The sequence below is a fragment of the Metapseudomonas boanensis genome, from assembly GCF_018704125.1.
In the GTDB taxonomy this organism is placed as follows: Bacteria; Pseudomonadota; Gammaproteobacteria; order Pseudomonadales; family Pseudomonadaceae; genus Metapseudomonas; species Metapseudomonas boanensis.
Genome location: NZ_JAGTIS010000026.1, coordinates 1 through 13,567, shown reverse-complemented (window position 1 = coordinate 13,567; position 13,567 = coordinate 1). Strand labels below are relative to the sequence as shown.

Sequence of the window (13,567 nt, the reverse complement as noted above, 5' to 3'; positions counted from 1 at the left end):
TCCTACAGGGCTTGGATCGTCAGCCCTTGAGCTTGGACCAGATGCGGTCCTGCAGTTCGCGCGCCTGGTTGCTGCACTCCTTCTCGGGACGCAGGCGTTCGGCGTATTCGTCGGGCATGTTGATGGCGTCCATCACTTTCCACTTGGCGTCGAGAAGCTTGTCGCTGTCGATGCCGTTGGCGTAGGCAATCGCGTTGGACACGGCGGCAGCGTTTTCCGGTTTCATCATCCAGTCGATGAAGATCTTCGCGTTGCCCGGGTGCGGCGCACTTTTCGGCACGGCGAAGTTGTCCTGGAACATGGCCACGCCTTCACGCGGATAGACGTATTTGATGGTGCTCTTCTGCAGGGTGGCGCGGGCGGTGGAGCCGTTCCAGTTCTGCATCATGATCACCTCGCCCGAGGCCATGCGGTCCACGGTGTTGTCGGAGCTGTACATCTTCAGGAAGGGCTTTTGCTTCTGCAGCAGCTCGAGGATGCGCTTGGCGTCCTGTGGATTCTCGCTGCACTCATCCACGCCCAGGTAGTGGCTGGCGGCGTTGATCACACTGCTGGGAGTGTCCAGCGCGGCGAGCTGGCCCTGGAGTTCGGGACGCGGCTCGAAGAACTCCTTCCAGGAGTCATCCAGCTTGCCGCCCGGCACCCGTGCGCTGTCATAGGAGAAACCGGTCGTGCCCCAGAGGTAGGGCGCCGAATACTTGCGGCCGGGATCGAAATCGGGGTCGCGGAAGGCCGGTTTCACATGCACGAAGTTCGGCAGGCTGGAGGCGTCGATTTCCTGCAGGTAGCCCTGCTTGATCAGGGTGCGCATGATCGAGTGCGACGGCACGATCACGTCGTACGCGGCGCCGCCGGCCTGCAGCTTGGCCAGCAGGGTTTCGTTGCTGTCGTAGCCGTCCATGGTGACCTTGATGCCGGTCTCCTTCTCGAACTTGGCCAGCAGCTCCACCGGGTAGTAGTCGGTCCAGTTGTAGAAGAACAGCTCCTTGGGCTCATCCGCCTGGGCGAAGCTCGCGGCGAAACAACTCAGGGCAAAACCGGCTACCCCATGACGCAATGCTTTCAACTTCATTGTTTTTCTCCGGGTTGAATAACAGGGTTGGGCAGTAGTGGAGCGATGGATCAGGTGGTGGGTTTGCCACGCTGGCCGAGCCAGTACGACAGGACCACCAGCACGATCGAGATCGCCAGCATCAGGGTCGAGATGGCGTTGATCTCGGGAGTCACCCCGGCCTTGATGGCCGAGAAGATGTAGACCGGCAGCGTCGTCGAGCCGGGGCCAGCGACGAAGAAGGTCATGATGAAGTCGTCGAGGCTGACCACGAACGCCAGCACCGCGCCGGACAGCACCGCCGGGAAAAGCAGCGGCAGGGTTACCCGGCGGAAGGTGTGGAAGGGGTTGGCGTAGAGGTCGTTGGCAGCCTCCAGCAGGCTCTTGTCCAGGTCGTTCAAGCGTGCGCGGATCGGCAGGTAGGCAAAGGGGATGCAGAAGCCGACGTGGGCGATGATCACCGTCAGCAAGCCGAGCTTGATGCCGAGCGCCATGAACAGCAGCAGCGTGGCTACGGCGGTGACGATCTCCGGCAGGATCAACGGCAGGTTGATGCCGCCTTCCACCATCTTCTGGCCGTAGAACGGCCGGTAGGTGGCCAGGGCCGCCAGTAGGGCAATGGCGGTGGCGCACACGGTGGCGATGCCAGCGACGATTACCGAGTTCAGCGCCGCTGCCTGGATCGACGGGTTGGCCAGGATGCGCCCGTACCAGGCGAAGGAGAACTCGGTCCAGACCGTGGCGGTGCGGTTGGCGTTGAAGCTGTAGGCGATCAGCACCAGGATCGGCAGGTACAGGTAGGCCAGGACCAGCAGGCTGGTTTCGCGGGTCAGCGGCAATTTCTTCAGGTGGTTGGCGATCATCAGCGGGCTCCCTGGCGGACGGCTTTGGCGACCTTGCGGCTGTAGAGGGCGTAGAAAACCAGAGCGAGCAGCATCAGGCCGAGCAGGAGGAACGACAGCGAGCTGCCCAGCGGCCAGTTGCGCGCGGTGCCGAACTGCTGCTGGATCAGGTTGCCGATCATCAGTGTCTTGCCGCCACCGAGGATCGCCGGGGTGATGAAGGCACCCAGGCTCGGCACGAACACCAGCAGGGAGCCGGCCACCACGCCGGGCATGGACAGCGGCAGGATCACCCGGCGCAGGGCTTTGACGCGGTTGGCGCCGAGGTCGTAGGCAGCTTCCACCAGGCGCCAGTCGAGCTTCTCCAGGGTGGAGTAGATCGGCAGGATCATGAACGGCAGGAAGCTGTAGACCAGGCCGATCACCACGGCGAAGTCGTTGTACAGCAGGGTGATGCCTCCGGCCTGCGGGAACAGCGCGTTGAGACTCTGCGCCAGCCAGCCGTGCTCGCGCAGGATGATCAGCCAGGCGTAGTTGCGGATCAGCAGGTTGGTCCAGAACGGGATGGTGATCAGCAACACCATCAGGTTGCGCGAACGCTCGCTGAGGCTGCTCATCCACAAGGCTACGGGGAAGCCGAAGAGGAAGCACAGCAAGGTGGTACCGCCGGCCTGGAGCACCGAGCGCAGCAGCGCTTGGGCGTAGACCCAGTTGAGTTCCAGATTGCCGTCGAAGTCCTCCTGGAAGAACAGCTGCACATAGCTCTGCCATTGCCAGTCGGCGCTCCAGTCGACGCCGCCGTAGAGGTTGCGCGGCAGCAGGCTGATGTAGCCCATGATGCCGAGCGGAATGGCGATCAGACCGATCAGGGTGAGCAGCACCGGGGAGAGCAGCAGCAGGCGATTGAGGCTCGGGGGAGTAGCGCTGACGCTCATCTCAGGCCTCCATCAGCAGGCAGGCGTGGGGTGGCAGATGCACCGCCACTTGCGAGCCGACCGCACGGGCGCTGGAGCCGCCCTCGTTGCTTTCGCGCAGCATCACCTTCGCGTCATTGGGGAGCCGGCACTGGTAGAGGGTGGCGGTGCCGACATAGAGCACCGCCTCGATCACGCCGCGCAGGTGGTGTGGCTGGCTCGGTTCCACCAGCTTCGAACGCTCGGGGCGGAAGGCCAGCTGCATCTTGCCGCTGTTGGCACGTTCGCCGAGGTTGCAGGGGATTTCCACCGGCAGGCCCTCAGGCTGGAACAGGCTGCCGTTCTGCGGGCATTGGCGCAGGTTACCGGGCAGGAAGTTGATGTCGCCGATGAAGTGCGCGACGAACCGGTGCTGCGGGCGTTCGTAGATTTCGTTGGGGCTGCCGACCTGGAGGATCTTGCCGGACGACATCACTGCGATACGGTCGGAGAGCGTCAGCGCTTCTTCCTGATCGTGGGTGACGAAGATGAACGTGATGCCAGCCTCCTGCTGTACGCGCTTGAGCTCGACCTGCATCTCCTTGCGCAGCTTCAGGTCCAGCGCCGACAGTGGCTCGTCCAGCAGTAGCACGTCGGGCTTGGGCGCCAGCGCTCGGGCCAGGGCCACGCGCTGCTGCTGGCCGCCGGACAGTTCGGCGGGGCGACGCTTGGCCAGGTGCTCCATCTGCACCAGGGCCAGCATTTCCTTGACCCGCCCTGGAATGGCCCCGCGATCCAGCCCCTGCATCTCCAGGCCGAAGGCGATATTCTCCGCCACGCTCATATGCGGGAAGAGTGCGTAATTCTGGAACACGGTATTGACCCGGCGCTTGAACGGCGGCAGGTCGTTGACCCGTTGCCCGCCGATGCGGATATCGCCGGAAGTGACCTGCTCGAAACCGGCGATGGACCTTAGCAGCGTGGTCTTGCCGCAGCCCGAGGGGCCGAGGAGGGTGAAGAATTCGTTGTGCTGGATGGTCACCGAGACGTCATCGAGCGCAGGGCTAACCTCGAGGTCGTCCGTGTAGCGCTTGCTGACGTGTTGCACCTCGATAGTCGATGTGTGCTTCATATTGGTGCATTCCTCTTGTTTTTGTATGCAAAAATTGAATGCAATCTAGAAATACTCGGATTATGCTGACAGCGCAACCGGGTTTTTCTGCGGGCTTGTTTCCGCTTGAAACGGTTTGCGCACGGAATTACGGAGTCTCGAATGGCAGACAAGAAGCTGGAAACCACGGTGGACCGTGTTTACCAAGGGGTTTACCAGGCCATCAGCAATCGCTCGTTGCGCCCGGGGATGAAACTGGGCGAGGCCTCGCTGGCCGAGTTGTTCAACGTCAGCCGCACCTCGGTGCGGGCAGCGCTCAAGCAACTGGAAGCGGATGGGCTGGTGTCCACCGAGCCAAACAAAGGTGCCTGGGTATCACTACCCAGTGACGAAGAGATCCGCTCGCTGTTCGAAACGCGGCGGTTGATCGAGATCGGTATCGTCACCGAACTTTGCCGGCGCCGGGACAGCGCGGCCATGTGCGACCTGCGCGATCACCTTCTGCTGGAAGAAGAGGCCAGGCGCGAGCACGATCACCAACGGCTGATCCACTTGCTCGGCGAGTTCCATATCAAGCTGGCCGAGGCCCTTAATAACCCGGTGCTGCTGGACTGGTTCCGCAAGCTGATTTCCCGCGCCTCGCTCTACGCCGCTGCGCTGGACGACGACCGTCATGACGTGTGCCGCGACGACGAGCACCTACGGCTGATCGAGTTCATCGAGGCTGGCAACCAGAACGCTGCCATCGAACTGACCTGTATTCACCTGGCGGGTATCGAAAACGCCATCCTCGACGTGGCCGGCAAGCTCAAGGCGAACTACCACCCGCTAAAACACCTGATCGAGACCTGACCTCGGCCATGAAGATCCAGCTGATCAACCCGAACACCAGTGCCGCCATGACGGCCAGCCTCGCTGATGCGGCGCGGCAGGTGCTGCACCCCGGCAACCAGTTGCTGGCGGTGACCAATAGCGCCGGCCCAGCCTCTATCGAAGGCCACTACGACGAAGCGCTGAGCGTGCCAGGGTTGCTCCAGGCGATCCGTGATGGCGAGCGCAATGGTGTTCAGGGCCATGTGATCGCCTGCTTTGGCGACCCCGGCCTGCTGGCCGCGCGAGAGATCGCCCGGCACCCGGTGATCGGCATCGCCGAAGCTGCCATGCACCTGGCCACCTGGGTCGCCACCGGTTTCAGCATCGTCACCACCCTCGGCCGCACCAAGGTCATCGCCCGTCACCTGGTGGAACGCTACGGCTTCCACCAGCATTGCCGGGGCATTCACGCGGTGGAAATTCCGGTGCTGGCGCTGGATGACGACCCCGAGGGCCTGCTGCGTAGCATGCGCACGGCCTGCGCCGGAGCGTTGGAACGGGACGAATCCGGCGCCATCGTGCTCGGCTGCGCCGGCATGAGCCACCTGGCCACCGAGCTGACCGAGGAGCTGGGCGTGCCGGTCATCGACGGCGTGAGCGCGGCGTTGAAAATGGTGGAAATGCTCGGGGAGCTGAAGCTGAGCACCAGCAAGCGGGGGGACTTGGATTATCCGCTGGCCAAGCCCTATGCGGGGTTCTTGCAGGGGTTTGCCTGGCCGGCCCTCACCCCCGCTTCTTCTCCTCTTTAAGGAGCGGGGGCGCCCTGCAGCCACCCAAACAATCGCTCCGTCTCTTCCACGCGGCACAACTCGCTGCCTTCGGTCATGATCGCAGCCGTCCCCGCGGCCACGCCGTAACGCGCCGCCTCCAGCCACCCGGCTCCCGCCGCCAGCTTCAGCGTGACCGCCGCGACCAGGCTGTCGCCCGCGCCGACCGTACTGCGGCGCGGCACCGTCGGCGCCGGAATGCGCTCGATCAGCGAGTCGGTCACCAGTAGCGCGCCTTGAGGCCCCAGGGACACCAGGACACCCTGACAGCACCCCGCCTCCACCAGCCCGCGCGCCAGTTGTGCCAGTTGTTCCGGCCCGGCGATAGCCACCCCGGCCAGCGCGCTCAGTTCCTCCAGGTTCGGTTTGATCAGGAACACGCCGCCCACATCCAGCGCCTGGCGCAGGGCTGGGCCGGTGCTGTCGACCACGCAGCGCACCCCGTTTCGCACGGCTCCCTGCAGGAGGCGCGGCAGAAAGTCCGCCGCCAGCCCCTCCGGCAGGCTGCCGCTGATCACCAGGTAATCCGGGGCTGGGATCGCCGCCAGTGCAGCGAGCAAGGCTTCCTGCTCCGCCGGCGCGAGCCGGGCGCCGGGCATGACGAAACGGTACTGCTGCCCGTCGGACTGGTTCGTCACGTTGATGCACTCGCGCGTCCACTCCGCAATCGGCACCACCCGATTCGCCACGCCCTCGGCATTCAGCCGCTCCACCAAGTGCTGCCCCGTCGATCCACCGGCCGGAAACAACGCAAACGCCTCGCCCCCCAACCGGTGAATCGCCCTGGCCACATTGATCCCACCCCCGCCAGGCGCATACACCGGCGTGCTGCAGCGCAGCTTGTCATTAGGACATAGCCGCGGGATGCCGGTGGCAAGGTCCAGTGCTGGGCTCAAGGTCAGGGTGACGATGCGGAAGGTGGTGGCCATGCTGCGGACCCTGCTTGGTGGAGGAAGGGCATACAGGATCAGCGTAGGCGAGTGCTGACTTGGGATCAGCAAGGAAGCGATTAGCGTCAGACAGAAACGCAAAAGCCGCGCACTGCGCGGCTTTCGATTTGGTGGGCCCACACGGACTCGAACCGTGGACCAAAGGATTATGAGTTGCCTAGAAACCCACTTGGAGCATGTGGTTGGACGCCGCTGCACACGCCACGATCATAGCCGGCCAAAGGCTGCGTGTTTACAACTCGGCAATACTTCGCCGTGCTCCTGTTGATCGCCACGCAGGTCGACAATTCACTTACCATTCGTCAGGTTATTGATCAAATACTGAACAACTCACCCGTTCGGCACTCTGAATCCCGTGAGTGATCGAGTGCCCCGCCTCGCTTTTCCCTCAAGACCCCGGAAGCAATAACCCCTTATGCGCATTGGTGCACAGGGGTGTTTTACGTCCAAAAATTGGAGGGCAGAAAATGTCTAGCCAATCGTTGCAAAGCGTCGAGCGCATGCAAGACCTCGTCCGCGGCCAACGTCAGCCGCAACAGAAACCCTTCTGGCGCCGCCTGCTCGCCGTCGCCTCACCCTCGCAGCGCAGCTGGCACGGAGGGATCAAGCTCAGAGGCTACAAGGAGTTATCCAACGCCACGCCGATTGCCCCGATCGCAGTCGGACAGGTGCAGCTGGCAATCCCGCTCGAGCGGGGGCGCCGATGCGCCGAGCCTTGCGTCCAGCCGGGGCAGCTTGTGCGCAAGGGTGAGGTGATCGGTATCGGCGATGACAACACCCCTTGGGTGCATGCCAGCACCTCCGGCATCGTGGAACAGGTTGGTCTCGCCTTCGCGGCCGACTCGGCCGAGCCGGTCATGGCCGTCATTCTGCATGCAGATGGTCTGGATGAGTGGGTCGAACGCCCGGTGCCGGGGCTACCGCAAACGCCCGAGGCGCTGGTCGAACGGGCATTGCGGATGGGGATAGTTGGCCTTGGTGGGGCGGGTTTCCCGACGGCCCTAAAGCTGGCCGGCGCCCAGCACCCCGACCTGCTGCTGATCAATGGTGCCGAATGTGAACCCTTCCTGACCTGCGATGACCGTCTCATGCGCGAACGCGCCGAGGCGCTGATCGAAGCCGCCGATTATCTCGCCGCGCTGCTGGGAATAACGCTGACCCGTTTCGGGATCGAAACCAACAAACCGGAGGCGATGGCTGCCTTGTGTGCCGCCGCTCGCCAGGCGCGCACCCGGGTCGAGATCTGTCCGCTACCGGAGCGTTATCCGGCAGGGGGCCAACCGCTGATGATCAAGAGCCTGAGTGGCCGAAACCTGGCGCCAGGGACCCGGCCCGCCGATATCGGCGTACTGGCGCTGAATGTCGCGACGCTCTACGCCCTGGGACGGGCCATCTTCCATTCCGAACCGCTGATATCTCGCGTGTTGACGCTGACCGGAGTCTGCGAGCGCCCCGGGAATGTTGAAGTGCCGGTGGGTTACCCGGTCAGCGCACTGCGCGCCGTTGCTGGCGCTGACCCCGAAAGCCAGCTGACCCAGGTCGGCGGCCCGATGATGGGACAGCCGCTACCGGACCCAACCGCCGTCATCAGCAAGACCAGTAGCTGCCTGATATTCGGCGCCGAGCGCTACCTGCCGGCAGCCCAACCCGCGGGCAGTTGCATCCGTTGTACGCGCTGCGTGGATGTCTGCCCGATGTCGCTCAGACCGCTGGACCTCTACGCCGCTGCCGAGCGCCATGACAAGGCCAGCCTGCAGGAATTGCGACTGGATGCCTGCATCGAATGCGGCAGCTGCAGCAGCACCTGTCCGAGCCATCTGCCGCTGCGCGAGCGCTTCCGCCAGAGCAAGACGGAGCTGCGTACATGAGCCTGATACTCCGTCCGACCCCGCACCGACTCCGCACGGTGATGCTGCTGGTCAGCTTGTGTCTGCTGCCGGGCACCGCCCTGTACGCCTGGCAATTTGGCGTCGTGGTCTGGTTGCAGACCTTCTGGTGCGTGTTGCTGGCCCTGGGCTTCGAATCCGCCCTGCTGCGCCTGCGCGGACGCAATGTACGCGAGGGTTTGAGCGACCTGAGCTGGCTGGTGCTAGGCCTGATACTGGCTCGGGCACTGCCGCTGATGGTGCCGCTGTGGATGATGGCGCTGGCCAGTTTTGCTGCTCTCGCACTGTGCAAACACGGCAGTGGAGGCCTGGGTCGCAACCGTCTCAACCCCGCCATGGTTGGCTTGGGGATCATCGCTATCTGCTTCTACCAGCAGCTGTACCCCGCGCCATCGAACTATGCCCCCTGGACCCTCGCGATGGGCGCCAAGGAGGTGCTACTGCAGCAGCTACAGCTGACGGCTCCCCTTGACCTCGATGCGTTCGCCGGCGCCACACAGCTATCCCGGAACCAGCTCACACCGATCACCCCCAATCTGTCAGGGTACGGCTACATTGCCGGCGGTTTGATGCTGGCTGTACTGCGGGTGATCCGAATCGAGATTCCCCTGGCGTTGCTCGCCAGTGCGGCATTGCTGTGCATGGCAGCCGGCCATAGCCCACAGGAAAGCCTGTACAACCTCAGCCTTGGCGGCCTCCTGTTCACCGCCTTTTTCATCGCCACCGATCCGGTCACCAGCCCCGATACGCGTGCTGGCCGCATCCTCTTCGGCGTGACCATTGGCGTGCTGACCGAAATGATTCGCGAGTTTGGGCTTTATGCCGATGGTCTCTGCTTCGCCGTGCTGGCTGCCAACCTGCTGGTGCCGCAGATCGACCGGCTGGTGCTGCGCATACAGCGCCCCTGGTACATAGCGGACCGGGTTGAGAGCGTGCGCAGCGACCCGAGTCGAGGTGAAGGGTGAATGCGCCGAGTGGCCCTCGAGTTGAGCAACGATTGCCATGACTTCCACTCCGCGCCATGGCAGGGAAGGGGTCGGAAAGTGACTGGGCAGCGCCGGCTTTTGACCAGCGCCGCCCAGGTCCAGCGCGGGGGGATGGGATCGCTATGGAGTACGGGTAGTACCTATAGCGGCATGCGCTCCATTCGCATGACGGATATGAGGCCAGAACGGTAGTTCCGGTCTCATTCGCCGACGTCCTGTCAGCAGCACTGAGGCCTCTCAACTACGCCGGACTCCTTGGGCATCCCGGTTGGGCATCTCCGCTTCAAGGCCCTGACCAAGGTGGCGTTTCTTGGGTGTTTGCTTCATGCAGCTGAGTTTTCGCTTGTCCGCGGGCTCACGTTGAATTGCGCAACGAGCTGTTGCAGTTGGTTCGCCGTATGCCTCACTCGCTCCGCGCTGTTGCGCAGGACGTCGACTGACTGCCCCATCTCGCTGGAGGCCTGGTTCACGCCGCGTATGGTCTGGCCGTACTCCAGGCTGCGCTGGTTGAGCTGCTTGATGATCTCGAACATGCGCTCCACCGTGCGATGCAGGTGCAGGTTCTCGCTGGAGGCCTCCTCGGTCAGGCGCAGGCCGCTGTCGACATTGCGCACGCCGTCCTCCATGAAGTCCACCGCTTGGCGGGTGGCGCCCTTCAGCCCCTCGACGCGGTTGCGAATGTCCTCGGCGGCGCTGGCGGTGCGCTGGGCGAGATTGCGGACTTCCCCGGCGACCACGGCGAAGCCGCGCCCGTGGTCGCCAGCGCGGGCCGCCTCGATGGCGGCATTCAGGGCCAGCAGGTTGGTCTGGTTGGTGATGTCGGCGATCAGTCCGACGATCTCCTCGATCTGGGTCATCTGGCTGTCCAGGGACTGCACGCTGCCGGCAGAGCGCTCCACCACGTCGCGGATGGAGCGAGCGCCCAGGCGTACCGACTCGAAGCGCTGATGGGCGCGGGCCACCACCTCGTCCATGGCCTGCTTCATTTCCGAGGCGGTCATCGAGGCCTGGTTGATTTCCCCCAGCTGCTCTTCCACCAACACCAGCATGGCGTGCACCGCCTCGGCCACCTGGCCGCTGGTCTGGCTGGCCTGGCTGCTGCGCTCGAGCATCTGGTCGTTGGTCCGGTGCATGTGGTGGGAGGCGTCTATCACCCGGCCGACGGTGCCGTCTAGGTTGTCGATGAAGCTGTTGATCCAGCGGCCCATGTCGCCGGTTTCGTCATGTCGCATGCGCGAGCTGTCCAGTCGCTGGCGCAGGTTGCCCTCGCCCTCGGCGATGGTGCGCACCAGGGTGGTCATCTCCTGCAGGCGGGCGGCCAGGCGCCCCGGGCCGAAGTGGCGGAAGCACAGGGCGCCCGCGCCCAGTAACAGGGTCTGCAGCAGATAGAGGGCGTTCTCCGGCAGGCCGCTGTGGCGCTGCAGGAGGAAGCCGGCGGCGGTGACGGAGACCAGGGTGAGCAGGTAAGTGCGCATCAGGGCGAAGCTGATGGAGCGACGGCGGTAGACCTCTTCCAGGTCAGCCTCGCACATCATCCCCCAGCGGTCCGGCGAGCCGGGGAGCTGGAAGGTCACGCCCTTGCCGATCACCGGGATATGGCGGTAATCGGAGTAGCCGGGGTAGCAGACGAAGAGGTTCGAACCCTTGTGGATGGTTTCCCGCACGCCGGGGTGCAACTGGCCGGTGGCCGGGTCGGTGAAACGCAGTTCCAGCTCGGTGTGCTGCTGGACCCGTACCGTGCCGAAGGCGGTGTGCACGCCCTGCTTGAGGTTCTCGCCATGGGTGAAGGTCGCGTCCTCGAAGCGTGAGCGGGAGAGGGCGGTGCCGGCCTGGATCGAAGGATCCAGGCGCGAGTCCACCATGAACAGGTAGTTGTCTCCGGACTCCCGGTAGATATGCCCCGCCTCACGCTGGATCAGGTCCCCCAGCACGTCGTTGGGCACCCGGCCGCAGAGACAGCCCAGAGTGCGCTGCCCGATACGGATGGGCTGGTAGAACATCAGCGTCACCGCATCGTGGAAGCGCGAGCTGCTGGGGCCGATCACCAGGGTCTGCGGGTCGCGATAGGGGCCGTGCAGCAGCGGCGCGCACAGGCCGCGGGCAAGGGCCTCCGCCGGTAGGTCGCGGGCGCTCAGGCGCGGGGCGAAGGTGCTGGCGGTGACGTGCCCCTCGGCATTCACTAGGAACAACTCGGAGAGGTCGGGCATGCGCTTGAGCCAGGACTGCAGCAACCCTGCGTCGGGCTGGAGGTCGTGGCCCAGGCCGGCGGCCAGTTCCTCCAACTGCTGCCACTGGCTTGCCGCCCAGTCCTGCAGCAGCCGCACACGGGTCTCGGCGATGCCCTCGAAGGTCTGCTCCACCTCGGCGTAGACGCTGCGATTGAGCCAGCAGGACCAGCCCATGGCCAGCTTGCCGGTTCTGCCGAACCAGGGCAGCCAGGCGCGCTCGCCGGGAGACAATTGCATGTGGGAGCTTTGCAGCACAGTCATAGTGAGCCCCTATTCACTAACAGCGACAGGTTCCGGCACAGGTGAGAAATCACGGACAGAACCGCCTTTTAGAAGTTGTACGAAAACTGCACGGCCAGTCCGTTTGCCCTGTTGTTGAACTTTGCGCTGTATTCGGGCTGAAGCGCTGGATCTCCCGATTGATGTACCGAAGCCTCGGAGTCCCAGAGATAGCCGTAGGCAATATCCACCGTCAGGTCGGGGCTTGGTGAATAGGCGGCGCCGAATGTCACGGCCTTTCGGTTGCCCACGGGAATTCGCACACTGCGGTCCGCATTGCCGACCGGAGCGGGATCGTATGCGTAACCTGCTCTCAGTACCCACTGCGGGTTGAGTTGATAGGCCACGCCAATGGCTGTTGTCCAGGTGTCATGCCAGTTCAGTGTCTCGCCAACCCGACCCAGGCCCACGCTTTGGCCAATGGCGGAAACATTGCTATTGATGGCTTCGAACTTCTGAAGTCGGCTCCAGCGAGTCCAGGTGGTACCCAGGTATCCAGTCCAGCGGCTATTGAAGCGGTGGGTGATGGATGTATCCACCGACTCGGGCATTTCCAGGTCGATCTTGGCGTCATACTTTCCATCAAGAGCGAGAAAGGCCGGAGCGCCGGATACCTCGGTGTGCCCCTCGAGTTGATAGCTTCGCTTGGAGTGGTAGGTAATGCCCCAGGTGGTTGAATCACTCAGGTCGAGCAACAGGCCGATGTTGTAGCCGATGGCGGTGTCGTCTCCCTTGATGGCGACCTCTGTTTCCGTACCGTTGTTCAGGCTGCCGGTCGCCAGGTTGTTCCGGAGGTCCGCTTCAAAATAGTTAAAAGTCAGGCCGCCGCCGATGGATAGGAAGTCATTGACGCGATAGGCAATAGTCGGTTGCAGGGTGATTTCTTTCGTTTCGCTATGAGAGCCATGGTGACGGCCCTGGAACGTGCTCTCGTAATCATTGATCAGGCCACTCGGAACATAGAAGCCAAGACCAATCGAAAAACGATCATCAAGTGGCGTGGAGATATAGGCGAAGGGCATGACTCCAATGGGGACCGAGTCTCCTTTATTTGTTCCTGAAGCGTCGCTGCTTGCATCGCTGATGTCGTTGCTGACCGATATCAAGGCCGCTCCGCCGCTGATCTGGCTGCGCTTCAGCTTGGTCAGGCCGGCAGGGTTTCCATAAATGGTGCTGGCATCCAATGCAGATGACGATCTTCCGGCATAAGCGGTTCCAGCGCTGCTGGCGCTCTGCTCGTTTAGTGCAATGCCATTGGCACTTGCGGCCGTTGAAAGGCTGAATAGGGCAGTGGCAAAGGTGAGCCTGGTCAGCAGAGATTTAATCAGGGAGTTGGAAGTGTATCGAGTTGCACGGCTATTGGTTTTCATCTTTCATATCTTTTTTGTACTGGTTTGTTTAACGCTGACCAAGCTTTAGGCAATGACTTGCTTTTCCGAGCACTTTTCAGTGTCGGCTGGAGTTTTCCTAAGTTGTACTTAATTCCCTGATTGCCCGTACTTGAAGGCGACTGAGTTGGTAAATGGCACGTAAAAGGCCGCCAGTCGTGCTGGCGGCCCAGGTCTCGGGCTTGTGGCCTTCAACTAGTGAGGTTTTTCAACGAACCCCGGAGTTGCGCAAGGCGGCAGGGGTGTAGTCGGCGGCGAGTGTCTTGACGCCGAACTCGACACCCTGACTTTCCTCGTTCTTCAGGCCCGAAAC

The 13,567-nt window shown here is 63.1% G+C and carries 11 protein-coding genes; 4 read left to right on the top strand and 7 right to left on the bottom strand.

Translation table 11 applies throughout. The features are described from left to right. Positions 1-19: 19 nt before the first annotated feature. From J7302_RS24965 to J7302_RS24950, 4 genes are read right to left on the bottom strand one after another with little or no spacing between them, the layout of a single operon-like run. On the bottom strand, positions 20-1,072 hold the full coding sequence (locus tag J7302_RS24965) for an extracellular solute-binding protein (protein WP_215381178.1): 1,053 nt from the start codon (positions 1,070-1,072) through the stop codon (positions 20-22). Positions 1,073-1,122: 50 nt separating this feature from the next. Beyond that, positions 1,123-1,914, bottom strand: coding sequence for an ABC transporter permease (locus J7302_RS24960; RefSeq protein ID WP_215381176.1), 792 nt, complete (start codon positions 1,912-1,914; stop codon positions 1,123-1,125). Continuing rightward, positions 1,914-2,828: an ABC transporter permease gene (locus J7302_RS24955; protein WP_215381174.1), complete on the bottom strand. Its 915-nt coding sequence runs from the start codon at positions 2,826-2,828 to the stop codon at positions 1,914-1,916. Before J7302_RS24955 ends, J7302_RS24960 begins: the two co-directional genes overlap by 1 nt. Before the next feature lies 1 nt (position 2,829). Continuing rightward, on the bottom strand, positions 2,830-3,918 hold the full coding sequence (locus J7302_RS24950; protein ID WP_215381171.1) for an ABC transporter ATP-binding protein: 1,089 nt from the start codon (positions 3,916-3,918) through the stop codon (positions 2,830-2,832). Positions 3,919-4,059: 141 nt separating this feature from the next. Between J7302_RS24950 and J7302_RS24945 the strand changes: the two genes are divergently transcribed. After that, a complete protein-coding gene (locus J7302_RS24945; protein ID WP_215381169.1) occupies positions 4,060-4,749 on the top strand; it encodes a GntR family transcriptional regulator in 690 nt (229 codons plus the stop codon). Positions 4,750-4,757: 8 nt separating this feature from the next. Beyond that, positions 4,758-5,519: an aspartate/glutamate racemase family protein gene (locus J7302_RS24940; protein ID WP_215381166.1), complete on the top strand. Its 762-nt coding sequence runs from the start codon at positions 4,758-4,760 to the stop codon at positions 5,517-5,519. Here J7302_RS24940 and pfkB read toward each other — a convergent pair. Continuing rightward, a complete protein-coding gene (gene pfkB, locus J7302_RS24935; RefSeq protein ID WP_251702260.1) occupies positions 5,516-6,538 on the bottom strand; it encodes a 6-phosphofructokinase II in 1,023 nt (340 codons plus the stop codon). The genes J7302_RS24940 and pfkB overlap by 4 nt on opposite strands. A 416-nt stretch (positions 6,539-6,954) precedes the next feature. On the opposite strand from pfkB, the gene rsxC reads away from it, so the two are divergent. Together rsxC and J7302_RS24925 are read left to right on the top strand one after the other, a co-directional pair. Beyond that, positions 6,955-8,355, top strand: a complete 1,401-nt coding sequence (rsxC, locus tag J7302_RS24930) for an electron transport complex subunit RsxC (RefSeq protein ID WP_215381164.1) — start codon at positions 6,955-6,957, stop codon at positions 8,353-8,355. Beyond that, on the top strand, positions 8,352-9,338 hold the full coding sequence (locus J7302_RS24925; RefSeq protein ID WP_215381162.1) for an RnfABCDGE type electron transport complex subunit D: 987 nt from the start codon (positions 8,352-8,354) through the stop codon (positions 9,336-9,338). The genes rsxC and J7302_RS24925 overlap by 4 nt, the downstream gene beginning before the upstream one ends. A 344-nt stretch (positions 9,339-9,682) precedes the next feature. Here J7302_RS24925 and J7302_RS24920 read toward each other — a convergent pair whose 3' ends face one another. Both J7302_RS24920 and J7302_RS24915 read right to left on the bottom strand, forming a co-directional pair. Next, entirely contained in the window at positions 9,683-11,848 is a 2,166-nt protein-coding gene (locus tag J7302_RS24920) for a methyl-accepting chemotaxis protein (protein WP_215381160.1), read from the bottom strand. Between the two features lie 68 nt (positions 11,849-11,916). Next, positions 11,917-13,236, bottom strand: coding sequence for an OmpP1/FadL family transporter (locus J7302_RS24915; protein ID WP_215381157.1), 1,320 nt, complete (start codon positions 13,234-13,236; stop codon positions 11,917-11,919). Positions 13,237-13,567: the final 331 nt, after the last annotated feature.